Annotated in this window: 24 protein-coding genes; 11 read left to right on the top strand and 13 right to left on the bottom strand. The window is 73.0% G+C overall.

What is annotated here, in order from left to right; all coding sequences use genetic code 11:
- Position 1: 1 nt before the first annotated feature.
- From ACFYYR_RS06735 to ACFYYR_RS06715, 5 genes are all read right to left on the bottom strand, one after another.
- Positions 2-214 (bottom strand): hypothetical protein, encoded by a 213-nt coding sequence (locus ACFYYR_RS06735; RefSeq protein ID WP_351503979.1) that lies wholly within the window; start codon positions 212-214, stop codon positions 2-4.
- A gap of 257 nt (positions 215-471) precedes the next feature.
- Positions 472-1,587 (bottom strand): hypothetical protein, encoded by a 1,116-nt coding sequence (locus tag ACFYYR_RS06730; RefSeq protein ID WP_388847684.1) that lies wholly within the window; start codon positions 1,585-1,587, stop codon positions 472-474.
- A gap of 98 nt (positions 1,588-1,685) precedes the next feature.
- Positions 1,686-2,294 carry a GNAT family N-acetyltransferase gene (locus ACFYYR_RS06725; protein ID WP_388847682.1) on the bottom strand — a complete coding sequence of 203 codons (609 nt, stop codon included), beginning with the start codon at positions 2,292-2,294 and terminating at the stop codon, positions 1,686-1,688.
- A 68-nt stretch (positions 2,295-2,362) separates the two neighbouring features.
- Complete coding sequence (locus tag ACFYYR_RS06720) at positions 2,363-2,896, bottom strand: MarR family winged helix-turn-helix transcriptional regulator (RefSeq protein WP_388847680.1); 534 nt, start codon at positions 2,894-2,896, stop codon at positions 2,363-2,365.
- A 90-nt stretch (positions 2,897-2,986) separates the two neighbouring features.
- On the bottom strand, positions 2,987-3,265 hold the full coding sequence (locus tag ACFYYR_RS06715) for a hypothetical protein (protein WP_388847678.1): 279 nt from the start codon (positions 3,263-3,265) through the stop codon (positions 2,987-2,989).
- Positions 3,266-3,485: 220 nt separating this feature from the next.
- Between ACFYYR_RS06715 and ACFYYR_RS06710 the strand changes: the two genes are divergently transcribed.
- Together ACFYYR_RS06710 and ACFYYR_RS06705 are read left to right on the top strand one after the other, a co-directional pair.
- Entirely contained in the window at positions 3,486-3,938 is a 453-nt protein-coding gene (locus tag ACFYYR_RS06710) for an SPW repeat protein (RefSeq protein WP_388847676.1), read from the top strand.
- Positions 3,939-4,181: 243 nt separating this feature from the next.
- Positions 4,182-4,577, top strand: a complete 396-nt coding sequence (locus ACFYYR_RS06705) for a VOC family protein (protein WP_388847674.1) — start codon at positions 4,182-4,184, stop codon at positions 4,575-4,577.
- Between the two features lie 208 nt (positions 4,578-4,785).
- On the opposite strand, the gene ACFYYR_RS06700 is transcribed toward ACFYYR_RS06705, so the two are convergent.
- Positions 4,786-5,469 (bottom strand): helix-turn-helix domain-containing protein, encoded by a 684-nt coding sequence (locus ACFYYR_RS06700; protein WP_388847672.1) that lies wholly within the window; start codon positions 5,467-5,469, stop codon positions 4,786-4,788.
- A gap of 281 nt (positions 5,470-5,750) precedes the next feature.
- Between ACFYYR_RS06700 and ACFYYR_RS06695 the strand changes: the two genes are divergently transcribed.
- Together ACFYYR_RS06695 and ACFYYR_RS06690 are read left to right on the top strand one after the other, a co-directional pair.
- Positions 5,751-6,269, top strand: coding sequence for a hypothetical protein (locus ACFYYR_RS06695; protein WP_388847671.1), 519 nt, complete (start codon positions 5,751-5,753; stop codon positions 6,267-6,269).
- 154 nt (positions 6,270-6,423) lie between these two features.
- Positions 6,424-7,221 carry a M23 family metallopeptidase gene (locus ACFYYR_RS06690; protein ID WP_388847669.1) on the top strand — a complete coding sequence of 266 codons (798 nt, stop codon included), beginning with the start codon at positions 6,424-6,426 and terminating at the stop codon, positions 7,219-7,221.
- Between the two features lie 98 nt (positions 7,222-7,319).
- Here the strand turns inward: ACFYYR_RS06690 and ACFYYR_RS06685 are convergent, their stop codons facing one another.
- Together ACFYYR_RS06685 and ACFYYR_RS06680 are read right to left on the bottom strand one after the other, a co-directional pair.
- Positions 7,320-7,748, bottom strand: a complete 429-nt coding sequence (locus tag ACFYYR_RS06685) for an OsmC family peroxiredoxin (RefSeq protein WP_388847667.1) — start codon at positions 7,746-7,748, stop codon at positions 7,320-7,322.
- A 296-nt stretch (positions 7,749-8,044) separates the two neighbouring features.
- Positions 8,045-8,464, bottom strand: a complete 420-nt coding sequence (locus ACFYYR_RS06680; protein ID WP_388847665.1) for a hypothetical protein — start codon at positions 8,462-8,464, stop codon at positions 8,045-8,047.
- 515 nt (positions 8,465-8,979) lie between these two features.
- Between ACFYYR_RS06680 and ACFYYR_RS06675 the strand changes: the two genes are divergently transcribed.
- The 3 genes from ACFYYR_RS06675 to ACFYYR_RS06665 all read left to right on the top strand — a co-directional run bounded on the left by ACFYYR_RS06675 (position 8,980) and on the right by ACFYYR_RS06665 (position 12,489).
- The gene (locus tag ACFYYR_RS06675) at positions 8,980-10,011 is read left to right on the top strand and encodes a rod shape-determining protein (RefSeq protein ID WP_388847663.1); all 1,032 of its coding nucleotides are present in this window, start codon (positions 8,980-8,982) and stop codon (positions 10,009-10,011) included.
- 125 nt (positions 10,012-10,136) lie between these two features.
- Entirely contained in the window at positions 10,137-11,354 is a 1,218-nt protein-coding gene (locus tag ACFYYR_RS06670; RefSeq protein ID WP_388847661.1) for a D-alanyl-D-alanine carboxypeptidase family protein, read from the top strand.
- A gap of 73 nt (positions 11,355-11,427) precedes the next feature.
- Positions 11,428-12,489: a cation diffusion facilitator family transporter gene (locus ACFYYR_RS06665; protein WP_388847659.1), complete on the top strand. Its 1,062-nt coding sequence runs from the start codon at positions 11,428-11,430 to the stop codon at positions 12,487-12,489.
- Between the two features lie 123 nt (positions 12,490-12,612).
- Here ACFYYR_RS06665 and ACFYYR_RS06660 read toward each other — a convergent pair whose 3' ends face one another.
- From ACFYYR_RS06660 to ACFYYR_RS06645, 4 genes are all read right to left on the bottom strand, one after another.
- Positions 12,613-13,161, bottom strand: coding sequence for a bacterioferritin (locus tag ACFYYR_RS06660; protein WP_388847657.1), 549 nt, complete (start codon positions 13,159-13,161; stop codon positions 12,613-12,615).
- A 219-nt stretch (positions 13,162-13,380) separates the two neighbouring features.
- A complete protein-coding gene (locus tag ACFYYR_RS06655; protein ID WP_388847655.1) occupies positions 13,381-14,841 on the bottom strand; it encodes a lipase maturation factor family protein in 1,461 nt (486 codons plus the stop codon).
- A 112-nt stretch (positions 14,842-14,953) separates the two neighbouring features.
- Complete coding sequence (locus tag ACFYYR_RS06650; protein WP_388847653.1) at positions 14,954-15,739, bottom strand: ABC transporter ATP-binding protein; 786 nt, start codon at positions 15,737-15,739, stop codon at positions 14,954-14,956.
- Positions 15,732-16,607, bottom strand: coding sequence for an ABC transporter permease (locus ACFYYR_RS06645; RefSeq protein ID WP_388847651.1), 876 nt, complete (start codon positions 16,605-16,607; stop codon positions 15,732-15,734). The genes ACFYYR_RS06650 and ACFYYR_RS06645 overlap by 8 nt, the downstream gene beginning before the upstream one ends.
- A 147-nt stretch (positions 16,608-16,754) precedes the next feature.
- Here ACFYYR_RS06645 and ACFYYR_RS06640 point away from each other — a divergent pair, with 147 nt between their 5' ends.
- Together ACFYYR_RS06640 and ACFYYR_RS06635 are read left to right on the top strand one after the other, a co-directional pair.
- On the top strand, positions 16,755-17,375 hold the full coding sequence (locus ACFYYR_RS06640) for a TetR/AcrR family transcriptional regulator (protein WP_388847649.1): 621 nt from the start codon (positions 16,755-16,757) through the stop codon (positions 17,373-17,375).
- 200 nt (positions 17,376-17,575) lie between these two features.
- Positions 17,576-18,022 carry a Crp/Fnr family transcriptional regulator gene (locus ACFYYR_RS06635; RefSeq protein WP_388847647.1) on the top strand — a complete coding sequence of 149 codons (447 nt, stop codon included), beginning with the start codon at positions 17,576-17,578 and terminating at the stop codon, positions 18,020-18,022.
- Between the two features lie 93 nt (positions 18,023-18,115).
- Here ACFYYR_RS06635 and ACFYYR_RS06630 read toward each other — a convergent pair whose 3' ends face one another.
- Positions 18,116-19,105, bottom strand: a complete 990-nt coding sequence (locus ACFYYR_RS06630; protein WP_388847645.1) for an Lrp/AsnC family transcriptional regulator — start codon at positions 19,103-19,105, stop codon at positions 18,116-18,118.
- 112 nt (positions 19,106-19,217) lie between these two features.
- Here ACFYYR_RS06630 and ACFYYR_RS06625 point away from each other — a divergent pair, with 112 nt between their 5' ends.
- Both ACFYYR_RS06625 and ACFYYR_RS06620 read left to right on the top strand, forming a co-directional pair.
- A complete protein-coding gene (locus ACFYYR_RS06625) occupies positions 19,218-20,624 on the top strand; it encodes an MFS transporter (RefSeq protein WP_388847643.1) in 1,407 nt (468 codons plus the stop codon).
- Positions 20,625-20,804: 180 nt separating this feature from the next.
- Positions 20,805-21,326, top strand: coding sequence for a DUF402 domain-containing protein (locus ACFYYR_RS06620; protein ID WP_388847641.1), 522 nt, complete (start codon positions 20,805-20,807; stop codon positions 21,324-21,326).
- Positions 21,327-21,370 lie beyond the last annotated feature (44 nt).

Genomic DNA, 21,370 nt, shown 5'->3' with positions numbered 1-21,370 from the left:
GTCAGAACAGCGGCAGCTGACCCGGCACCGGCGGCGCGTCCAGGTCGATCAGCGGCGGCTGGCTGTCGCCGACGGAGGTGAGACGCCGCGACCCCGGGCAGGAGATCAGCTCCAGCACCGAGCGGCGGCCCGGCGGGTCGTGCCGGGCCAGCCGGCCCCCCACCACGGCGATCTCACGGCAGCAGACGGGGCAGGAGCGGCGCGGAGCAGACATGCTGCTCAGTTTCCCCCATCCGGCGGCATCCATCGGCCGCGGGCCGGGGTCCGGGGCCGCAGGCGGCCTCTGCGATGGGCCGCCGATCTCCGGAGACGCGGCCGGCCCACCGCCCCTCGGTGCCCCGGGGAGTGGCCTGCCGGACGGGCCGGCCACGAACGGGCCGTCAGGCGCCGGACGCGGGAGCGCGACATCCGGGCGCCGGGTACCTGTTGTGCCGAGGCGGTGTCACCCCGAAGTGCGGCGGGTCCGCGTACTCAGCGCAGGCGACGGACCACCTGCGCCTCGGCGCGTTCCACGGCGCCGCGACCGTGGGTGTGCACCAGGGCCAGATGGAACAGGGCGGGAGTGAGCGGGGCCCAGCGGCGGACGCGGTCGGGGCGCAGCAGGTAGCCGACCACGTCGGCCGGGCGGAACGGCACGTGGTCGATGCTCTGGTGCTCCCAGCGGTCGGCGACGCCGTGCGAGATGCGGGACCGCAGGCCGTCGCCGGTCAGGCCGGAGAGGTGCGCGGTGAAGTGGGCGCTCCACTGCCGCCGTTCCACGTCCAGCGCGAAGGCCAGCAGCGTGAGCGAGTACTCGTGCGGCTGCACGGAGAGCTCCTCGCGCATGCCGCGCCGCGCGACGTCGTGCAGGTCGGGTGCGTGGCGGCCCGCCGAGTCGATGTGCCGGGAGAGCCCCTCGTTCACCGAGGAGCCCCACAGGCCGGGGCCGGAACGCACCTGGTCCGACCGCCGGCTGACGACGAGAAGGTGGTCGGCGGTGACCACGGCCACGTTCACACCGAAGCTGCACTGCAGGAACGCGGGGGCATCCAGCGGGCGGTCGGGGTCGAGGTAGCGTCCGCGCGGGGTGCTGCCGTCGGGCAGCCTGCGGTCGAGCTGCTGTGCCGCGAGGAAGGTGAAGTAGTCGGTGGGGCGCAGCCGCAGCCGGACGTCCGGGTGCTCCTCCAGCGCGGTGCGGGAGATCTCCAGGCCCTCCACGGCGTACCGGGGGCCGTTCCAGACGCGCACCCGGGTGCCGGTGGCCTCCGCCTGCTCCTGCTCCGCCGCTATCTCCGCCCGCCACGGCGCCATCTCCTCGGGGAGCGCCACCTCCCCGTCCAGTACGTGGACGCGGACCGACTCCGGCGCGATGGCCTGTTCGCCGTCGCCCTCCACGACGAGGGCCGAGGTGTGGAGCGGGCCGATCGAGAAGGTCGACCACATGGAGTGGGGCACGCCGTCGTCCCGGTACGTCACGCTGCGCACGGCGGTCGCGGACCGGCGGCGGATCCTGAACCAGGCGTTCTGGAGCGGCTGTTGGAACAGTACGGCGAAGACCATGCCGAAGACGGCCCCCACCACCCCGTTGACAAGATCGATTCCGGTCACGGGCCCCCAGCGTACGGCGTTCCGCGGCCCGGCCCCGCGGGATCCACACCTGACGTGCGGTCGGCCCGCGCTCCCCGGGGGCCCGGGGCGGACCGTCGTCAGAAGCCCGAGGCGCGGTCGCAGGGCAGACTCATATAGAGCGCCTGCTCGCCCGCGGACTCCGTGCCGTCGTAGAGGGTGGTGTCCAGGCCGCAGAGGGCGAAGCCCATCCGGCGGTAGGCGTGGATGGCGGGAGCGTTGACGTTGGTGACCTCCAGCCAGAGGTGCCCGGCTCCCCGCTCGCGGGCGAAGTCGACGGCGTGTCCCATCAGGGTCCGGCCGATGCCCCGGCCGCGGTGGCCGGGGGCGACCTCGATGTCCTCGACGGTCAGGCGGCGGTTCCACGCGGAGTGGGAGACGGCGGCGAAGCCGACGAGGGTGCCGTCGGGCCCCACGGCGACGAAGGTGCGGCGGTCGGCGCCCTCGCCCTCGTCGCCACCAGGGTCCTCGGCACCGGGGTTCTCGTCCTCGGGGCTCTCGTCCTCGGGAAAGGCCTTCGTCAGCGGCGGGTCGACGGGGACCTCGCGGAGGGTGAACCCGTTGCCAGTGGCCGTCACTTCGAAGACGGTGCCGGTGGTGAAGGAGCCGTCGAGGGCCTCGATGGCCGCTGCGTCCTCGGGACGGGCGGTGCGGACTGTGCAGGCTGTGGTGTCGTCGGCACTGGTCATGGCTCATGACGCTACCGGCAGCCCCGACAGCGGGATCGACCGCCCGGCTGCCCCGTACGGGACGGGGCTCAACGGCCCTCGGCCGGACCCTCCGTGCCTGCCCTGGCCTCCGGCCCCGCAGGGTCCATCGGGCCCTCCGGTTCCTTCCGCAGCCGTTCCGCCTGCCGGCGTCCCAGCGCGGCTCCGGTGCTCAGATAGTCGCCGATGAGGGCCAGTTCCTCGTCGGTGTACCGCCGGAGGTTCTCGTCGAAGGCCTGAGCGGGGCTCTCCCATGCCGCGTTCACCCTTCCCAGGGCACCCGGCACCAGGGCGACCAGTGCCCGCCTGCGGTCCCGGGGGTCCGGGCGGCGCTCGACCAGCCCCGCCTTCTCCAGACGGTCCACCAGCCGGGTCGCCGCCCCCGGTGTCAGACCGGTCAGCTCGGCGACCCCGCCGGTGCTCAGCGGCCCGGGTTCGAGACCGAGCAGGCCCAGGCACTGCAGGTCGGTGGGGTGAAGTCGCAGCCGGCCGGCCAGTGCCTGGTTGAACAGCGTCCACGCGGCGTGGTGCCGACGGCTTTCGACGCTGATCCGCTCCAGCAGCTCCGCCCGTTCCGCCGTCATGTCGCCTCCGCCGTCATGATCGCCTCCACGTTCCATTGATTGCGTGACGCAATATTGGTGCTATGTAATATCTGTGGCGCGCAATGGAGTCTACGGGTGCGCGGCCGTGCGGCGTTCCCGCATGCCCGCACCGACCCGATCCCCGAGGCCGGCATCGCCGAGGCCGCCCTGCGCCTTCGGTGCCGCCCGGCCCGGCTGTACGGCCCACGCCCCGACCGGGCCGGAGTCGCTCTCCTTCCAGCAGCAGCTCGAACGCATCGCGCAGGTGACCGGCCGGCCCGTCACCGTCAACACCGTCAGCCGTGAGACGGCGAGGAAGGGTGTGTCCGCCCACATGCCGGAGGCCGTCGTCGAGGTCCTGCTCGACATGTGGGAGTCGGCTCGGAACACCCCTGTCGAAATCGCCCGCACGGTGGAGGAGCTGACCGGCTGCCCGGCCCGCTCCTTCACCGCCTGGACCGAGGATCACGGGGCTATTTCATGTCGTGACAGGCATCTATGCACAAAGCACTTGAAAGCGCACAATGGTACTGCTCGCCTGATGTCGGCTGGCGAGTTCACAAATGGAGGATCGAAGGAGGCGAGTCGCATGGCCGACCTCTCGCACCGTCCCGGTGACCTGTCGAGTCACCCTGATGTACATGAAATGCGGGACCGGTATGCGCGCATGCTCCAGGGACCGGACGCCGGAGCCCTCGACGGACTGGCGTTCCTCGCGGGCGTCTACTGCGCCATCTCTCCCTGGGTCGTGCACTTCACGGGCGCCGAGCCCGAGCTGACCCTCAACAACCTCGTTCTGGGCATCGCTGTCGCACTGCTGGGAATCGGGCTGGCCGTCGCGCCGGAGAGGATCGGCGGGATGAGCTGGGCCATGGCGGCGATGGGTGTCTGGCTGATCATCTCTCCCTGGGTGGTCACCCGCTTCCCGGACACCGGGATGATCTGGAACAACGTGATCGTCGGCGCGGTGGTGTGCCTGCTCGGTCTGCTCGCCGCGGGAGCGGTGATGCGGACCATGAGGTCCCAGAGCCGCACGGCCTGACCCGGCGGCGAGGACATCGGCCACCCCACCGGTGTCCTCCTCGCCATCCAGAGCGGCAGTCGCCGGCGGCTGCCGCTCAGCCGTGTCCGGCCCCGCCCCCGATCCCGGCGCCGCCTCGGCCGCTCCGCGGGAAGCGGCCACGCCCGGAACGACGGGGGCGCCGACCGGCGCAGGGGTCATCTTCGCGGCCGGACGTCCGATTCGTTCAAGACGGCTGCGCCGCCCGCTGCCTACGGTGCCGGTATGACTCCACGATTCGACCTCATCGGCCTCGTCGTCACCGACATGGCGGCGTCGCTCGCCTTCTACCGCCGCCTCGGCCTGGACATCCCGGCCGAGGCCGACACCCAGCCGCACGTCGAGGCCGCGCTGCCCGGCGGCCTGCGCATCGCCTGGGACACCACCGAGACCATCCGCTCCTTCGACCCCGCATGGACACCCCCGCGGGGTCACGGTGTCTCCCTGGCCTTCGCCTGTGACGGCCCCGACGACGTCGACGCGTCGTACGCCGCGCTCGTCGGGGCGGGCCACGAGGGGTACTTGAAGCCCTTCGACGCCTTCTGGGGGCAGCGCTACGCCGTGGTACTCGACCCGGACGGCCACGCCGTGGATCTCTTCGCGCCGCTGCCGGCCGACTGATCCCACCGTCCGCCGACCTACCGGCCTCACTCTCCCCGTCCGGCCGCACGGTCCTTCGGCCGGCCGCACCGTCCATGGCCCGGCCGCATGATCCGTCGTCCGCTCCCGCCGCTCGCGGGCCGGCCGTCGCCGCTCGCGGACCCGCCGCTGCCCGTGGCGCCGGTCCGCGGACGGTCGGCTGCCGCCCGCGCGCGGGCCTGTCGCCGGCTCAGCGGACCGGCAGCTCGCTCAGCGGCACCCCGGCCAGGGCCTTCACCTCGCGCGCCAGGTGCGCCTGGTCCGCATAGCCCGCGGTGGCCGCGACGGTGGCATACGGAACGCCGTCGCGCGCCAGCCCCAGCGCCCGGTTCATCCGCAGCACCCGGGCCAGGGTCTTCGGGCCGTACCCGAAGGCCGTCAGACAGCGGCGTCGCAGCTGCCGCTCACCGAGTCCCGCCGCCGCGGCGACCGCGGCGACCGGTTCGCCCGCCTGCAGCGCCGGAACGAGCGCGGTGACGAGGGGGTCGGGCGGCGGACTCGTCCGCTGCCGGTCCGCCGCGATCCGTGCGAGCACCTCCGCCGGATCGTCCGCCTCGACGACCCGCTCCGCCAGCACCCGGGCATCCCGGCCCGACCAGAGCGCACCCAGCGGCACCCGCTGGTCCCGCAGCTCGTCCGCCGGCACGCCCAGCAGCGCGGGCCCCCGCCCGGGAGGGAACCGGAGGCCGAGGTACCGGGTGCCCGGCGGGCCCGTGGCCAGATGCGCCCGGGTGTCCGGGCCCGCCACCACCAGTTCTCCGCCGATCACGATGAGGTCGGTGCAGCCGTCCGGCAGGACCCGCTGCGGCGTGTCGCCCGCGGTCCGGGTCCACAGCGTCGCGCCGGCCGTCCGGGAGAACCGTTCCTCGTACACCCCTCCAGCATCACACCCCGCGGACCCCGCCGGTGCCTCACCGGTCCGGAGGGGGTGGTCACTCATTGGGGGGTGGAGGCGGGGTGGTTGTGCGCGGAGCTGCGCGGGCCTGTGTGGCCTGGGGTTTTGACGTGCGGAACGGCCGCTCGGTGGGCCGTTGGTGGGAGGGGAACGGCGGCCCGGCGTGTGCGCTTGACGGTCCGCGGGGGTGGCATGGGGTGCGTGATGGTCCTGTGCGGACGGCGAGGTTCCGCATGCGGGCGTTCCGGAGGTGTTGGGCGATGGGTGCGGTTGTGCGTCGGTGTGTGGGGGTCGCGCTGTTGGGTGTTGTGGCGGTGGGCGGCTCGGCGGTGGGCGCCGCTGCCGAGGACGGAGGCCGTGGGGAGGGGCGCGGGACGCTCTCGGTCTCCCCGCGCTTCCCCGCGCCCGGGGGCGAGGTGACGCTGGTGCAGCGGGGCGGCTGCCGGGCGCGTTCGGTGGTCGCGTCGTCCGAGGGGTTCGTGCGGTCGGTGACCCTGCGCGACAAGGGCGGGAGCAACTTCGTGGGGACGGCTCGCGTCTCGCCCCGGGCCCGGGTGGGGCAGACGTACCACGTGCGGACGCGCTGTGAGGGCGGCGGGTCGTCGGCGGAGGCGAGTTTCACCGTGCGCCGGGGCGCGACGGGCGGCTCCGACGCCGGTGAGGGCGGCAGCATCGCGGGGATGAACGGCCTGGGGATCGCCGGGGGTGCGGCGTTGCTGGCGGCCGGTGGTGCGGCCACGATCCTCATCACCCGCAAGCGGAACCGGAACGGCGCCTGACCTCCCGTCGGGCATGACCACCACCGCGGGCCCCGTATCCCGGCATGGCCGCACCGCGGTCGGCCGGGATACGGGGCCCGCGGCGTGTCCAGCCGCCGACGGACCCCGGAACCGAGACAGCACTCCTGGTACGGAAGACAGAAAGGACACCCCCGTGAGCACGGAAGACCAGCACCGGGCCCCGCATCCGCCGCCACCATCCCCCCTGGTCCGGCACCTGATATGCGGTTCCCTGCTCGGAGCGCTCTGCATCGTCCCGACGTCGGGCACGGCCTGGGCGGCGACGGAGCACCCGGCATCGGCCCACCGGCCGGGGTCCGACCGCATGGCGTACGCCGCCGGCACCGGCCGTGACGACGCCGAACCGGGCGACGACGATCCCCAGGAGGAGCAGTCCGAGCAGTCCGAGCAGTCCGAGCAGTCCGGGCAGTCCGGGCAGTCCGGGCAGTTCGTCGAGGAGCCGGCGGAGCCCTCGGAGGTGCCGGCGGAGGCGGAGGAGGCGGCACAGGAGTCGCAGTGGCAGGTGGACACCGGGGAGGGTGACCTGCGGGGCTGGGTCAGGCCGGTCGCCGTCGGCGCCGTGTCGGCCGAGTACGGCATCCCCGGTGAGTGGATCGCCGGCCATCACACGGGCGTCGACCTCGCCGTCCCGGTGGGCACCTCGGTGCACTCCGTCGGCTCCGGCGTGGTCACCCAGGCCGACTGGGCCGGCGACTACGGCCTGATGGTGATGGTGAAGCTGGACGACGGGCACTACGTGCTCTACGCCCACCTCTCCGAGGTCGCGGTCCACGAGGGGCAGCGGGTGGAGGCCGGCACCCTGCTCGGGCAGTCCGGCAACACCGGCAACTCCACCGGTCCGCACCTGCACTTCGAGGTCCGGACCTCCACCGCCTACGGCTCCGATCTCGACCCCGCGGCCTATCTGGAGGCGAAGGGGATACTGCTCTGACCGCTGGATGCAGGCGGATTCCGCCGAATCCCGCCGGCCCCTGTGCGAGGTCACGACGGTGCCGCCGCCCGGATCCCGGAGCGGCGGCACCGCCGCGCTCAGGCGGAGAGCTGCGCCGTGAGGGTGATGGTGGTCCCGGTGAGGGCCTGACTCACCGGGCAGTTCGCCTTGGCGTCCTCGGCCGCCGCCTGGAACGCGGCCTCGTCCGCCCCCGGCACCCGGCCGGTTGCCGTGAGGTGCACCCCGGTGATGCCGGTGCCCGGCTGGAAGGTGACCTCGGCCTGGGTGCGCAGCGTCGTCGGCGGCGTACCGGCCTTGGTGAGCCCGTTGGCCAGGGCCATCGAGAAGCAACTGGAGTGAGCGGCCGCGATCAGTTCCTCCGGACTCGTCCTCCCGGCCGGCTCCTCGGCGCGGGAGGCCCAGGTCACGGGGAAGTGCCCGACTCCCGAGGAGTCGAGCGTGACCTCGCCGGCCCCCTTGATCAGTTCGCCTTCCCATTCGGTGTGGGCGGTGCGCGTCGTGGCCACGGTGAAATCCTCCTGTGTGCGGATGACCCTCGGTGTGCGGATGACCGTCAGCCCGATCGTCCGCCCGGGACCGGCCGGGTGGGGCGCCGACGCGCCGTACGGCCCCGGGCAGCCGGGCCGGACCGCGGGGAGCGCGTGCACCGACGTGCCGGTGCACCGGGAGTCAGGTCATCCCGGCCGGGCGCCCAGTGGGGGCCTCGCGGCCCGTCCGGTGCACAAACCGGGCGGAGGAGAGCCGGGGGAGTGTCCGACGGCATCGGGCCCCGGCCGGGATGACGCAACGCCGGGGCCGGCTGTCAGCCTCCGGTGGCGGGCCGGTCCCGCCCGCCCACGACGAAGACCACACTCGACCGGGGCGCGACTCCGGTGGCCGACCGCCCGGGGGCCAGCACCGGGCCCGGCCGGCCGGCGCAGCCGGGCTCGGGGAAGAGCTCGGCCCGCAGCTCGCTGCCGTTGCGGAAGGCGGTCGCGGACCGGGTGCTGCCGAGCGAGTAGCAGATCCCGGCCCGGGGCGCGGCCAGGGACTCGGTGGGCGCCCCGGCGCCGTAGTCGAACGAGGCCGCGGGCGGGGCGGCCGCGGGCGGCGCGGGGGCGGGCGCGGAGCCGTGCACGGGTGTCCCGGCGTCGGCGGGGGCCGTGACCTGTGCGGCGCCGAGCGCCGCCCCGAGGACGCCGCCCGCGGCCGCGAGGGACATCAGTGCACGCATCGCGTTCATATGAGGATGTTTCAGTGCCCGCCACCGGGGGGCAACCGCAGTCCCGCCGTTGGCGGAGGGGCCCTCTCCCACGCTGTCGGCCGGTCCCGTTGTCGCAGGCCCGTGCCGGAGCCCGCCACGCCGGAGCCCGCCACGCCGGAGCCCGCCGTGCCGGAGCCCGGCTCAGCGGCGGCCGGTGCCCGGGAGCGGCAGGAGCGGTCGCGCCCGCCCGGGGCGCCGCGGCCGGTGCCCACGGAGCGGTGCCGGGACCGCCGGGCCCGCGACCGGCCCCGGAGAGCCGCCGGAACCGGGCCGGTGCGGCACCGGCCGCGACGCCTGAGTCACGCCTCGCGCCGCCCCTCCGGGAGGGCTCCGCCGGTACCTCCGCCGTGGTACGTCCCTCACCGCTGGACGGCGGATATGACAACCCGTTCGTCGCACCCTTTCGAGGGAGTGCGGCGGGTGGTGCGACTGATCCCGCCGGTCCGGGGCCGAGGGTGGACACCGAACCGGACACCAGGGCGAAAGGACTCTCCATGGCTCTGTCCCAGGCTCTCGGGGCCACCCAGCTGGCCGTCGACCTAGGAACGTCCTGCACCCGGGTGCACGGACCGCGGGGCACCTCGTTCCGCGGCGCTTCGGTACTCGCGGTCGACACCCGCACCGGGAAGATCGTGGCGGTCGGCGACGCAGCCAAGGGCATGGCGGGCCGCACACCGCCGGCCATCGAGACGGTCGCCCCCATCCGCCGGGGTGTCATCACCGACTTCGACGCGACCACCCGGCTGCTGTGGCACGCCATCGGGCAGCAGCGCCGCGGCCGGCTGCGGTCCTGGCTGCCGCCCCGGGTGGTGGCGGGCGTACCGGCCCAGGCCACCGAGGTGCAGAAGCGCGCCGTTCAGGAGGCCTTCGAGATCGCCGGGGCACGCTCGGTCCGGCTGATCCCCAAGTCCACCCTGGCGGCGATCGGAGCCGGCGTACCGGTCTGGGACGCGACCGGCACCATGATCGTCGACGTGGGCGCGGGGACGACCGAGGTGGCGGCCTTCGCCTTCGGCACCATGGTGGCGGCGGAGTCGATCCACACCGCCGGTGACTCCTTCGGGGCCGCCCTGATCGGCTATCTGCAGCGGGAGCACGCCCTGACGCTGAGCGCAGAGGCCGCCGAGGAGGTCAAGATCGGCCTCAGTCTGGCCGCCGCCGCCCGGCAGAACACCTCCCTGGAGGTGCGCGGCCGCGACCGGGTCACCGACCTGCCCAAGTCCGCGACGATGTCCGTGGGCGAGCTGCTGCTGGTCTCCGTGCCGGAGATCAAGCGGATCGGCGAGGCCGTCGCCTCCGTCGTCGGGCACTGCCCCGCGAGCGTCGCCGACGACATCATCGAGCGGGGGCTGGTGCTCACCGGGGGAGGAGCACTGCTGGGCGGCCTGCCCGAGCAGTTGAGCCGGCTGGTGGGCATGTCGGTCCACCTGGTCGACACGCCGCAGGCCTCGGTGCTCCAAGGCGCCGTGCGGTGCCTGGCCGACTCCATGCCCTCCGGTGAGCAGCAGTTGCTCGCGCCGATGTGATCCGGTACATCGGCACTCTGTCATCTCGTCCGCGTCCCCCTGCTTCTGACGGTGCATCGGATCGTCGCCCCCGGATGGAGCAGGAACGCGCGGCACGCCAACCACAGCGTTTTTACGGTGCAGCCATGGGAACGAAGTCGGGACTGAAGACGCGGATCGCCGCGATGACACTCGTCGCCGGGAGTCTGGCCCTCGCCTGCCCGGCGGCGCCGGCGCACGCGGACGACGAGGGGCAACGCCACGGCAGACCGGCCGCGGTGGGCGGACCGCGGCTGAGCCGGCCCGGTGTGCAGGTACGGCCCACGGCCCGGGCGCCGCACCTCCCCTCGAACCTCTCGGGCCTGTCGTGGGTGGTGGCCGACGCGGGGACCGGCCAGGTGCTGGCCTCGAAGGACGCGCACCGGCGACTGCCCCCGGCGAGCACCCTGAAGACCCTCTTCGCGGTCACGGTGCTGCCCCGGCTTCCGCAGCAGGTGCTCCGCAAGGTGAGCGAGGCCGACCTCGCCGGGGTCGGCGAGGGCAGCAGCCGCGTCGGCGTGCAGGCGGGCCGCTCCTACACCGTCGCGGACCTCTGGCGGGGCGTGTTCCTCAGCTCCGGCAACGACGCCGTGCACGCCCTGGCCGCCATGAACGGATCGATGCGCACCACGATCGCGCAGATGCGGGCCAGGGCGCGCTCGCTCGGGGCGTACGACACCCGGGTGGTCTCGGCGGACGGCTACGACGCCCCGGGGCAGGTCTCCTCGGCGTACGACCTGACCCTGATCGCCCGCGCCGGTCTGGCCCGGCCCGACTTCGTCCGCTACGCCTCGACCCGCTACGCCCGCTTCCCCACCGGGAGGACGGCGGACGGCAGGGCGAACGGGTCCTACGCCATCCAGAACACCAACCGGCTGCTCGTCGGCGCGTCCGGACTCGAGCGCTACCGCGGCCTGATCGGGGTCAAGAACGGCTACACCAGCCAGGCCGGGAACACCCTCGTAGTCGCCGCGCGCCGCGGCGGGCGGACCCTGCTGGCGACGGTGATGAACCCGCAGTCGGGCAGCTACAACGCCGTCTACCACGAGGCGAAGTCCCTGCTCGACTGGGGGTTCAAGGCCTCGGGCAAGGTCTCCGCGGTCGGCACGCTGCACCACGACCAAGCCGCCGCGGCGGCCCGCGCGGTGCACCGCCCGGTCCACGACGACCCCGCGACCGTGGTGAGCCAGGCGTCGGCGGCCACCGTGCCCCGCGACCGCCCCCCGACGGCCTGGTACGTCTCCGTGGCCGGCACCCTGGTCGTCGGCAGCACGGCCTGGACCCTGTACGCCCGCCGCCGCTCCCTGGGGAGCCGGGACTACTGACGCGCCGCGCCGCCCCCGGCCGGGCGCGCGCCGTCCGGCGTGTAGCGGGCCGGTGCCCGGGAATCCGACGGCGATGAGCAGAGAACAGAGCGGCGACGCCGCCTCCGGGCAGCGCGCCGAGGACAGCAGAACCAGAGCGACCGTCTTCGTGGCCCTCGCCGCCAATCTCGTCATCGCCGTCGCCAAGGCCGCCGGGGGCGTGTTCGCCCACTCGCCGGCGCTGCTGTCCGAGGCCGCGCACTCCGTCGCGGACAGCCTCAACGAGGTCTTCCTCCTGGCGTCGCTGAAGCGCAGCACGCGGCAACCGGACGAGGAACACCCGTTCGGCTACGGCAAGGAGCGCTACTTCTGGTCGCTGCTCGCGGCCGTGGGCATCTTCGTCATGGGCGGCTGCTTCTCGTTCTTCCAGGGCATCGAGGCCCTGCACGCCACCGAGCAGGAGACCGGCGCCGGTTACACGGCCGGGCTCGTCGTCCTCGGCGTGGCCCTGATCGCCGAGGGCGCCTCCCTGGTCAAGGCGCTGCTCCAGGTCCGTGGGCAGGCGCGGCGGGCGGGCCGGGGCATGGTCCGGCAGCTCCGTGCGGGCATGGACCCCGCGCTGCGCACCGTGCTCGCGGAGGACAGCACGGCCTGCCTCGGCGTGGTGCTGGCCATCGTCGGCATGGCCCTGCACCTGGCGACCGGCGACCCCGTGTACGAGGCCTGGGCCTCGCTGCTCATCGGCGGCCTCCTGGTGTTCGTGGCCTACCGGCTCGGCAAGGACGCCCGCAAGCAGTTGATCGGTGAGGCCGTCGCCCCCGCACTCCGCCGCGACCTGCGGGTGTTCCTGGAGGCACAGCCCGAGGTCGACACGGTGACCACGGTGCTGACGATGCGGCTCGGTCTGGAGGACACTCTGGTCGCCGCCCGCATCGACCTGGTCGGCGGGCTGGACAGCGAGGAGGTCGAGGAGGCCTCGGAGCGCATCAAGGCGGCGATGCGGGAGCACCTTCCGGTGAGTGACCAGATCTTCCTCGACATCACCGACGCCTCGGCCGCCGACCGGGCCCGCGCCCGCCGGGAGCGCAGGGCGCTCGACCGGGCGGCGGCCGAGGCGTCGGGACCGGTGCCGTCGGGCGGTGCGCCGGAAGGGTAGCGGCTCCCGCGCCGGCCACAGGAGCAGAGGGGAGGGCCGGGCCTGCGGAGTCCGGGAGGCGGGGCCGTTCCGGAGCGCCGGGGCCGCGGTCCCGCCGCTCCCGTCCGTTGCCCGGCCGGCGTTTCAGACGCCCGGCTGGTCGCGCGGGATCCGCTCCAGCAGCCCCCGCATGTCGTCCGCGTGCTCCTCCTCCTGGGCCAGCAGCTCCTCGAAGATCCGGCGGGTGGTCGGATCGCCCGCCCCGATCCACTGGGCGATCTCGGTGTACGCGGCGATGGCGACGCGCTCGGCCACCAGGTTCTCCTTGATCATCTCGATCAGATCGGCGCTGGCGTCGTACTCGGCGTGCGCCCGCCGGGTGAGGGTGTCCGGGTTGAAGTCCGGTTCCCCGCCGAGCTGGACGATGCGCTGCGCGAGCTTGTCGGCGTGCTGCTCCTCCTCCTGGGCGTGCTGGAGGAACTCCGCCGCGACGGGCTCGGAGTACAGCCCGGTCGCCGTGTAGTAGTGCCGCTTGTAGCGCAGTGTGCAGACGATCTCGGTGGCCAGAGCCTCGTTGAGGACCAGGATGACCCGGCTCAGATCGGCGCCGTAGGCGTCCGTCACCGGTCCCTTGTCGATCTCCCTGCGCGCCCGGTCCCGGATGGTCCGGATGTCGGTCAGAAACTCTGCCATGTCGGTACAGCCGCCCTTCTCCGTACAGGGGGGAATCGCCACCGGGGGAATCGCCGTGCTTGCTGGCGGTACCCGGTGCGCCCGGCCCGCACGCGCCTGTCCCCGGGGTTCAGCCGGGCGGCCGTACCGGAGGCCGGGCCCGCACCGTCGGCGGCCCCGTACCCACCGCCGGCGCGGGCCCCAAAGCCCTGACGGCCGGTCAGGGAAGCCGGCCGCGGGTCACGGCGGTCCGGCCGGGCGCGCGGCACGGTCCGGCTCGTCCAGCGCGACCGGCGGGAGGTGCTCACCGATCAGGGTGCGGGTCCACCACGCCCGGGTCTCCCGCCGCTCCCGGCGGGTGGTGAACCGGTACTCGTAGAGCCGGGCGCGCACATGGGCGGGCGGGGCGTCCGGGAACGGGTTGCGGCGCAGCAGCCGCAGGGTGGCCGGGTCGTTCACCAGCAGGCGCTCGACGAACGGCAGGAACCAGGAGCGGGAGTAGGCGGAGGACAGCGCCGCGAACCACATCAGCCAGTCCAGCCGCAGGTGGTACGGCGCGAACTGGGGCGGCAGCCGGGCCGGGTCACCGGGCTTGCCCCGGAACTCGTACTCCCGCCACACGGTGGCCCGGGTGACCTCGGGCTCGTCCGTGCCCTCGACGACCACTTCCCGCCGGGTCCGGCTGATGGTGCCGAACGCGCCGTAGGTGTTGACCAGGTGCAGGGGATTGAACGAGCGGTTCATCTCCTGCCGGCGGGAGAGCAGATTCCGCGCCGGCCAGTAACTGAGCACCACGACCAGGGCGGTGGCGGCGATCACCATGCCGTCGAACCACGCCGGTGCCGGGGGCAGTGCCGGAGGCCGGGGCAGTGACAGCGCGTCGGTGACCGCGCCGCCGCCGATCGCGGGCAGCGCGAGCAGGATCGTCACCCAGTTCAGCCAGGCGAAGTTGCCGGACAGCACCAGCCAGAGCTGGGTGAGGACGATCCCGGCCGCCGCGATGCCCGCCACCGGCTGCGGGGTGAACAGGGCCACCGGGAGCACCAGCTGGGCCACATGGTTGGCCGCGACCTCGACGCGGTGCAGCGGTTTCGGCAGATGGTGGAAGTACCAGCTGAGCGGCCCCGGCATCGGCTGAGTCTCGTGGTGGTAGTGGAGGCAGGTCAGATCGCGCCAGCAGCGGTCGCCGCGCAGCTTGATGAGTCCGGCGCCGAACTCCACCCGGAAGAGCAGCCACCGCAGCAGCCACAGCACGAGCACCGGTGGCGCGGTGTCGGCGTTCCCCAGGAACACGGCGAGGAAGCCCGCCTCCAGCAGCAGGGACTCCCAGCCGAAGCCGTACCAGATCTGGCCCACATTGACGATGGACAGATACAGCACCCACAGCACGGCCCACAGCACCATCGACGCCCAGAGCGGGACCGCGTCGGCGGCACCGGCCGCCACGGCCGCAGCCAGCGCCGCCCCCGTCCAGGAAACCGCGGCGAAGAGGAGGTCGGAGTAACGGAAGTGGAAGAGGCTGGGGGAGCGCCGGAACGGAACCCGCGCCACGAAGTACGGCACCGGCAGCATCCCGCGCTCCCCGATCAGAGCGCGGAACTGGCGGGCCGCTGCCAGGAACGCCACCAGATAGAGGGCGGCGAGCCCGCGCTGGAAGACCAGCCGGCCGAGCCAGTAACCGGAATCCGTGGACCACTCCATGCCGCCTGCCCTTCGGGCTCTCGTTCCGGGTCCCGCACCTGCGCCGGCCCTGGGCCCGGGCCTGCCACGGCGCCCCCGGGCCGGAAGGCGCCCGCGGGCCCGCGGACGCCCGTTACGAGGGCCCCGGCTTCTCGTACTCCTTGAGGACGTCCTCGGTGGGGCCGTCCATGACCAGTTCCCCCTTCTCCAGCCACAGCACGCGGTCGCAGGTGTCCCGGATCGACTTGTTGTTGTGGCTGACCAGGAAGACCGTGCCGGCCTCCTTGCGGAGCTCCCGGATGCGGGCCTCGGAGCGCTTCTGGAACTTCCGGTCGCCGGTGGCCAGCGCCTCGTCGATCATCAGCACGTCGTGGTCCTTGGCCGCGGCGATCGAGAACCGCAGCCGGGCCGCCATGCCGGAGGAGTACGTCCGCATCGGCAGGGTGATGAAGTCGCCCTTCTCGTTGATCCCCGAGAAGTCGACGATGCCCTGGTACCGCTCACGGATCTCGTCGACCGTCATGCCCATCGCCAGGCCGCCGAGGACGACGTTCCGCTCACCGGTCAGGTCGTTCATCAGCGCCGCGTTCACACCCAGCAGCGAGGGCTGGCCGTCGGTGTAAACCTTGCCGCTCTCCGGCGGCAGCAGGCCCGCGACGGCCCGCAGCAGGGTCGACTTGCCGGAGCCGTTCGACCCGATCAGCCCGATCGCCTCACCCCGGTACGCGGTGAACGTCACCCCGCGCACCGCGTGCACCTCGCGTATCCCGGGGGTGCCCTTGCGGCCCAGGATCCGGCTCAGCGCGGCCGTCGCTCCGCCCCGGCCCCGGCCGCCGCCGTGCACCCGGTAGACGATGTGCAGGCCGTCCGCGATGACCGTGGGGACCCGTGTCTCGGGGGTATCGCTCTGCTCAGCCACGGCCGTACCGCTCCTCCGCCTGCCAGAAGTACACGAAGCCGCCGGTCCCGACGAGCAGCGCCCAGCCCAGCGCGATGGCCCAGGCGTGCGGCGGCAGCGCTCGCGCGTCCCGGAAGCTGTCGATCAGCGCGTACCGCATCAGGTCGATGTGGACCGCTGCCGGATTCAGGTTCAGCAACCACTCTACGAAGCGGGGCAGGTGCCTGCCCGCCGTGAGGTGATCGGTGCTGTACATGACCCCCGAGGCGTACATCCAGGTCCGCACGGCGAAGGGCATCAGCTGGGCGATGTCCGGGACCCTGCTGCCCAGCCGGGCCGTCACCAGGGTCAGGCCGGCGTTGAACACGAACTGCAGGGCCAGCGCCGGCACCGCCAGCAGCCAGGCGGCCTGCGGCCGCTCACCCCAGGCCAGCACGATGGCGACGAGCACCGCCAGCGAGTACAGCAGTTGCTGCAACTGCAGAAGACAGACCGACAGGGGCAGCGAGGCCCGGGGGAAGTGCAGGGTCTGGACCAGTCGCTGCTGTCCCGAGATCGCCCGGGTGCCGGACAGCACCGAGTTCTGGGTGAACGCGAAGACGAAGACCCCGGTCACCAGGAAGGGCACGAAGTCGGGCACACCGTCCCGGGTGCCGATCAGCCGCCCGAAGATCAGGTAGAAGACCGCCGCGTTCAGCAGCGGTGTCGCCAGCTGCCACCACTGCCCCAGCCGGGCCTGGCTGTACTGGGCGTGCAGCCGCGCCCGCGAGAGCGTGACCACGAAGTGCCGCCGGCCCCACAGCTGGCGGACGTACTCCGGCAGACCCGGCCTGGCGCCGCTCACCGCCAGGCCGTGCCGCGCGGCGAGCGCGGCCGGGGATTCGTTCATCGGAGCTCCTGCGAAGGTCGTCATGGAGTTCATGGAGGGAGTGGGGGGCATGAACGACGGGACGAAACCGTTTCGTCGTGTCGCCACGGTAGGGCAGTGTGCGTCGCAACGCAACCGTTTCGTCGTAACGCCGGGTAGGGTGAGCTCATGCCACCAGCGGACAAGCCGATTCCCCGCCGCGTCCCCGCCGGAGCAGCCGTTCTGCAGGAAGACGTGACAGCGGCGATCCGCGCGGCGGTCTTCCAGGAGCTCGCCTCCGTCGGCTACGGGCGGATGTCCATCGAGGCCGTCGCCCGCCGTGCCGGAGTCGGCAAGACCGCGGTCTACCGCCGCTGGTCCTCCAAGCTGCAGATGGTGATCGGTGTGGTGTCCGACGTCGCCGTCCAGGACACGCCCGTCCCCGACACCGGCAGCCTCCCGGGCGATCTGCGGGTCCTGCTCGGATCGACGGCGCAGGCCCTGCAGCATCCGCTCGCCTCGCAGATCGTGCCCGATCTGCTGGCCGAGGCCGCGCGCAACACCGAGATCGCGCAGACCCTCCAGTCCGCCCTCGGCAAGGCCCAGGAGAAGGTGGGCGCGGAGATCGTACGCAACGCCGTCGCCCGCGGCGAACTGCCGGCCGGTACCGACGCCCGACTGGCGCTGGACGTCGTCATCGGCCCGCTCTACTGGCGTCTCGCCGTGGTCCGCAGCCCGCTGCCGGACGGCTACCTCGACCACCTCGCCCGGACGACGGCGGCCGCCCTCCAGGCCGGCAGCACTCCCTGACCCCATCGGAACCGTTGGCCCCATCGGAACCGTGAACCCCGCCCGCGCCGGGTGTCCGCACCGGGCCCCGGCCGGGATTCCGGTTGTCGGGCCCCAGGGATGGCGTCACGGGTCGAACATGGGTCCAATGGGGGTACCAGATGTACGCCGACCGGGTGAACGTCGGGCGGCGGGCCTCGGAGGCGAGGAGGGTCCCGGCCATGACTACTGCGCCCCGGTTCCTGCGGGCCCTGCCGCTCGACTACCGCAACCGTCTGATGGAGCTGGCCGTCGAGGTCTCCTTCCCCCAGGACGCCCGGATCTTCGACGAAGGGGCGCGGGCGGAGGGGTTCTGGGTGATCCGCTCCGGTGCGGTCACCCTCGACCTCACGCTGCTGAACGGGCGCCGTGCCACCGTCGCCACGCTGGGCCCCGGAGATCTGCTCGGCTGGTCGTGGCTCTTCCCGCCCTACGAGTGGGACTTCGGGGCCGAGGCGCTGAGCCCGGTCCGTGCCTACGTCTTCGACGGGATGGATGTGCGCCGCCTCTGTGACCGGGACACGGCTCTGGGGGTCGTGCTGATGCGCACCTTCGCGGAGATCCTGGCCCACCGACTGCAAGACGCGCGCGCCCGGCTGCTGGACCTGTCGCCCTACTCGGCGATCTAGCTCCGGATACAGGCAACGTTCGCCCTGTTGACGACGGCGCGCAGGCGTTGGTCGTCGCGCAACTGTTCCGCCCCGGTCCTGGCCTTGGCGGTGCTACGTGGGCAGGAGCAGGGTGCCGGCCCGTTTGAGGGTGCGGATGACGGGTGCCGTCTCGATCGTGCGGATCGCGTCCAGGGACGCGATCCGTTCCGTGAGGTAGCGGGAAAGGTCTTGCGCGGAACGGCAGTTGACGGCGGCGAGCAGGTTGGTCGGACCCGTGGTCATCGCGACCAGAGAGGCCTCCGGGTGACCGGCCATCGCGGCTGCCACGGCGGTGAGCTCCGAAGGCTGAACGGACATCCAGAGCCGGGCCTCGGCACGAAAGCCCAGAGCGGCCGAGGGGATGTCGACCAGGAAGATCAGGACTCCGGCTCGGCGCAGGGTGGCGATGCGCCGCCGGACGGTGGTGTCCGACCAGCCGGTGACAGTGGCGAGTTCGGCGTAGCCGGCCCGGCCGTCCCGGCCGAGGGCCTCGAGAAGGGCTCGGTCCCCTTCCTTCAGATCCATCGGTTCCTCCAGGTCCACCTCCGTGTCGACGGCAGGAGGCGGGGTGAGGAGCGCGGCCTGTTCCGGGGTGAGCCGAGCAGGTCCCGCCCAGTTGTTGGGCAGGGCGTAGTGGTTGAGCAGGAGATGCGCCGAGACCGAGGTGACGCGAGCGGTGCGGGGCAGCTGGTGCAGGAGCAGCGCGTCACTCTCGTCGCTGGAGCGGGTCTGCGTACTGAAGGAGATCTCCGTACCGCCGGACAGCAAATGCACAAAGGAGATGTCGTTGCGCCGGGCCAGTGCCGTGGCCATGGCTCCGGCCGCGTCGGGGGTGCAGCGCAGCCGGATCGTCCAGGCGCTGTAGCCGAGCCGGGCGCCGTTCAGCGTGCCGACCACACGCAGGATGCCGGCGGTACGCAGCCGCCGGTAGCGCCGGGCCACGGTGTTCTCGGAGACGCCGAGGGCCGCGCCGATGGCGCGGAAAGCGGCTCGGCCGTCGATCTGCAGAGCGTGCACCAGCCCTCGATCGACCTCGTCGAGAGTGACGGTATCTGCCTTCATCTGACCAACCTTGCCAGTATCCGGCACTGAATGGGCTATGGCTGGTGGAATCCACGCCTGCCATCGGACCGTGTGAGCGATTCCCCCCCCGCATCCCGTGAGAGGAAAGCTCATGCGCACATGGTGGCCGCTCGTGGCGATCTGCCTCGGCACCTTCATGTTCCTGCTCGACACCACTGTCCTGAACGTCGCCCTGCCCGACATCGGCACCGATCTGAACGCACCGCTGTCCGGGCTGCAGTGGGTGCTGAACATCTACACCCTCGCCCTGGCCGTGCTGACGCTCCCGTTCGGCTCCCTCGCCGACCGGTTCGGCGCCCGCAACGTGTACGTCGCGGGGCTCACGGTTTTCGCCCTCGCCTCCCTGACCTGCGCCCTCGCGCCCAACACCGGGCTGCTGATCGCCTCCCGTGCAGTGCAGGGCATCGGCGGTGCGGCCATGTCCGTGTCGACCTTCGCGCTCATCGGCGCCGTCTACCGCGGCCCCGACAGGGCCCAGGCGATGGGCGTCTTCGGCGCGGTCACCGGTCTGGGCGCCGCGGTCGGCCCGATGCTCGGCGGCGTACTGACCGAATGCCTCAGTTGGCGGGCCGCCTTCTTCCTCAACCTCCCCCTGGTCGCCGGCACCGTCGCCCTCACCCTGCGCGTCCTCGGCAACGACCGCCGACCGGAGGCCCACCGCATCGACCTGCCCGGCACCGCCGTGTTCGCACTGTGCACCGGCGCCCTCGTCTACGGTCTCACCCGGGCCGGTGAGGACGGCTGGACTCCCACGGTGTACGCCCTGATCGCCCTCGCGGCCGCCGCGCTGGTCCTCTTCGTCGTCGTCGAACGCCGCTGCGTGCAGCCGATGTTGGACGTGAGGCTCTTCGGCCGGGCCTCCTTCGCGGCGGTGATGGTGTGCGTCCTGGCCTCCGCTGCCGCTTTCGCGGCGCTCCTGTTCACTTCGGTGTGGCTGCAGTCGGACCTCGGCCTCGGCCCGGTACGCGCCGGGCTGGCCCTGATGCCCCTGGCCCTCGCCTCCTTCGCCACCTCACTGATCGCGGGACGGACCCTGCACGGCACGTCGCCCCGCCTCATCGTCGGCACCGGGCTCCTGCTCAGCGGTATCGGCTGCGCCCTGCAGAGCGGTCTCGACGCCCATTCCACCGCGAGCTCCGTGGCCCTCGGCCTCGCCGTCACCGGCATCGGCGTCGGCATGATGGGCCCGGCCATGGCGGGGGCCGTCTTCGCCGCCGTTCCCGCCGAGCGCAGCGGCATGGCGGCCGGTGCGATGACGACCTTTCGCCAGCTCGGTCCGACCCTGGGCATCGCGGTCTTCGGCGTCCTCTTCCGGACGGGTTCCGGCGCCGCACCGGTCGAGGGCCTGAACCGGGTATATGTCGCCGCCGCAGCCGTCGGCGTGATCGGGGCGGCCCTCGCCTACACCTTCGTACGCAAACCCGCACCCGTGCCGACGGCTCCCGTGCGGCGGGAAGTCAGCACGGCCGCGTCGGGCGTGAACAGCACGCAGCGGTAGAGACCACGCGCGGGGCGGTCCCCGTCTTCCGGGCCGCGTCCGGTGCCCCGTGACGGCTCCCCACTGCGGCGAAAACCCGTGGCCCGCGTGCACCTCCCCGGGCGAGGCTGGTCACCGCCGTCGCCGACGGCTGAGCCCGTCGGCCGCTCCGTCGGCCCCGAACGCAGATCGAGGACTCCCATGAACACCCCCGACACCTCCGGAACGCTGCCCGTGGGCGGCGAGGTGACGGTCCGGCTGGTGAAACAGCCGCGTCCGGACGTCCGGTATCCCGCTGTCGTCCGCCACGACGACGGCACCCGGCTCACGGTCCGCGCCCCCTGGGCCGGCGCGGGGACGAAGGACTTCGGCTTCGTCCGGTTCGAGCACGGCGATGTGTTCACCGAGCACTACTGGCGCGACCGCTGGTACGCCGTCAAGGAGGTGCGCGGCCCCGGAGGCACTCTCAAGGGCTGGTACTGCGACGTGACCCGGCCGGCCGTCGTGGCACCGGACGCCCTCGTGGTGGAGGACCTGGACCTCGACCTCTGGGTGTCGGCGGACGGCGGAACGGTCCTGCGGCTGGACGAGGACGAGTTCCTGGAGAGCGGTCTCCCCGAGCGCGACCCCGCCGCGGCGGCACGGGCCCGTGCCGCGCTCGACGAACTCGAACACCGCGCCCGCACGGAAGGGTTCGCTTCGCTGACCGCGGGGACGGACTGATCCCGCTCCCTCCCGCGGACCCGGCGCGGGCCGCGCAACCGGAC

Origin of the sequence: Streptomyces sp. NPDC001922 (genome assembly GCF_042891165.1) — a bacterium.
Lineage (GTDB): Bacteria > Actinomycetota > Actinomycetes > Streptomycetales > Streptomycetaceae > Streptomyces.
This window is presented reverse-complemented; position numbering and strand designations above follow the sequence as displayed.

Bases quoted from the DNA above. Each gene is read 5' to 3' on its own strand.
- ACFYYR_RS06735 (WP_351503979.1), bottom strand. From the start codon at position 214: ATGTCTGCTCCGCGCCGCTCCTGCCCCGTCTGCTGCCGTGAGATCGCC.
- ACFYYR_RS06725 (WP_388847682.1), bottom strand. From the start codon at position 2,294: ATGACCAGTGCCGACGACACCACAGCCTGCACAGTCCGCACCGCCCGT.
- ACFYYR_RS06720 (WP_388847680.1), bottom strand. From the start codon at position 2,896: ATGACGGCGGAACGGGCGGAGCTGCTGGAGCGGATCAGCGTCGAAAGC.
- ACFYYR_RS06715 (WP_388847678.1), bottom strand. From the start codon at position 3,265: ATGTCGAGCAGGACCTCGACGACGGCCTCCGGCATGTGGGCGGACACA.
- ACFYYR_RS06710 (WP_388847676.1), top strand. From the start codon at position 3,486: ATGGCCGACCTCTCGCACCGTCCCGGTGACCTGTCGAGTCACCCTGAT.
- ACFYYR_RS06705 (WP_388847674.1), top strand. From the start codon at position 4,182: ATGACTCCACGATTCGACCTCATCGGCCTCGTCGTCACCGACATGGCG.
- ACFYYR_RS06695 (WP_388847671.1), top strand. From the start codon at position 5,751: ATGGGTGCGGTTGTGCGTCGGTGTGTGGGGGTCGCGCTGTTGGGTGTT.
- ACFYYR_RS06680 (WP_388847665.1), bottom strand. From the start codon at position 8,464: ATGAACGCGATGCGTGCACTGATGTCCCTCGCGGCCGCGGGCGGCGTC.
- ACFYYR_RS06675 (WP_388847663.1), top strand. From the start codon at position 8,980: ATGGCTCTGTCCCAGGCTCTCGGGGCCACCCAGCTGGCCGTCGACCTA.
- ACFYYR_RS06670 (WP_388847661.1), top strand. From the start codon at position 10,137: ATGGGAACGAAGTCGGGACTGAAGACGCGGATCGCCGCGATGACACTC.
- ACFYYR_RS06665 (WP_388847659.1), top strand. From the start codon at position 11,428: ATGAGCAGAGAACAGAGCGGCGACGCCGCCTCCGGGCAGCGCGCCGAG.
- ACFYYR_RS06660 (WP_388847657.1), bottom strand. From the start codon at position 13,161: ATGGCAGAGTTTCTGACCGACATCCGGACCATCCGGGACCGGGCGCGC.
- ACFYYR_RS06655 (WP_388847655.1), bottom strand. From the start codon at position 14,841: ATGGAGTGGTCCACGGATTCCGGTTACTGGCTCGGCCGGCTGGTCTTC.
- ACFYYR_RS06645 (WP_388847651.1), bottom strand. From the start codon at position 16,607: ATGAACGAATCCCCGGCCGCGCTCGCCGCGCGGCACGGCCTGGCGGTG.
- ACFYYR_RS06640 (WP_388847649.1), top strand. From the start codon at position 16,755: ATGCCACCAGCGGACAAGCCGATTCCCCGCCGCGTCCCCGCCGGAGCA.
- ACFYYR_RS06635 (WP_388847647.1), top strand. From the start codon at position 17,576: ATGACTACTGCGCCCCGGTTCCTGCGGGCCCTGCCGCTCGACTACCGC.
- ACFYYR_RS06630 (WP_388847645.1), bottom strand. From the start codon at position 19,105: ATGAAGGCAGATACCGTCACTCTCGACGAGGTCGATCGAGGGCTGGTG.
- ACFYYR_RS06625 (WP_388847643.1), top strand. From the start codon at position 19,218: ATGCGCACATGGTGGCCGCTCGTGGCGATCTGCCTCGGCACCTTCATG.
- ACFYYR_RS06620 (WP_388847641.1), top strand. From the start codon at position 20,805: ATGAACACCCCCGACACCTCCGGAACGCTGCCCGTGGGCGGCGAGGTG.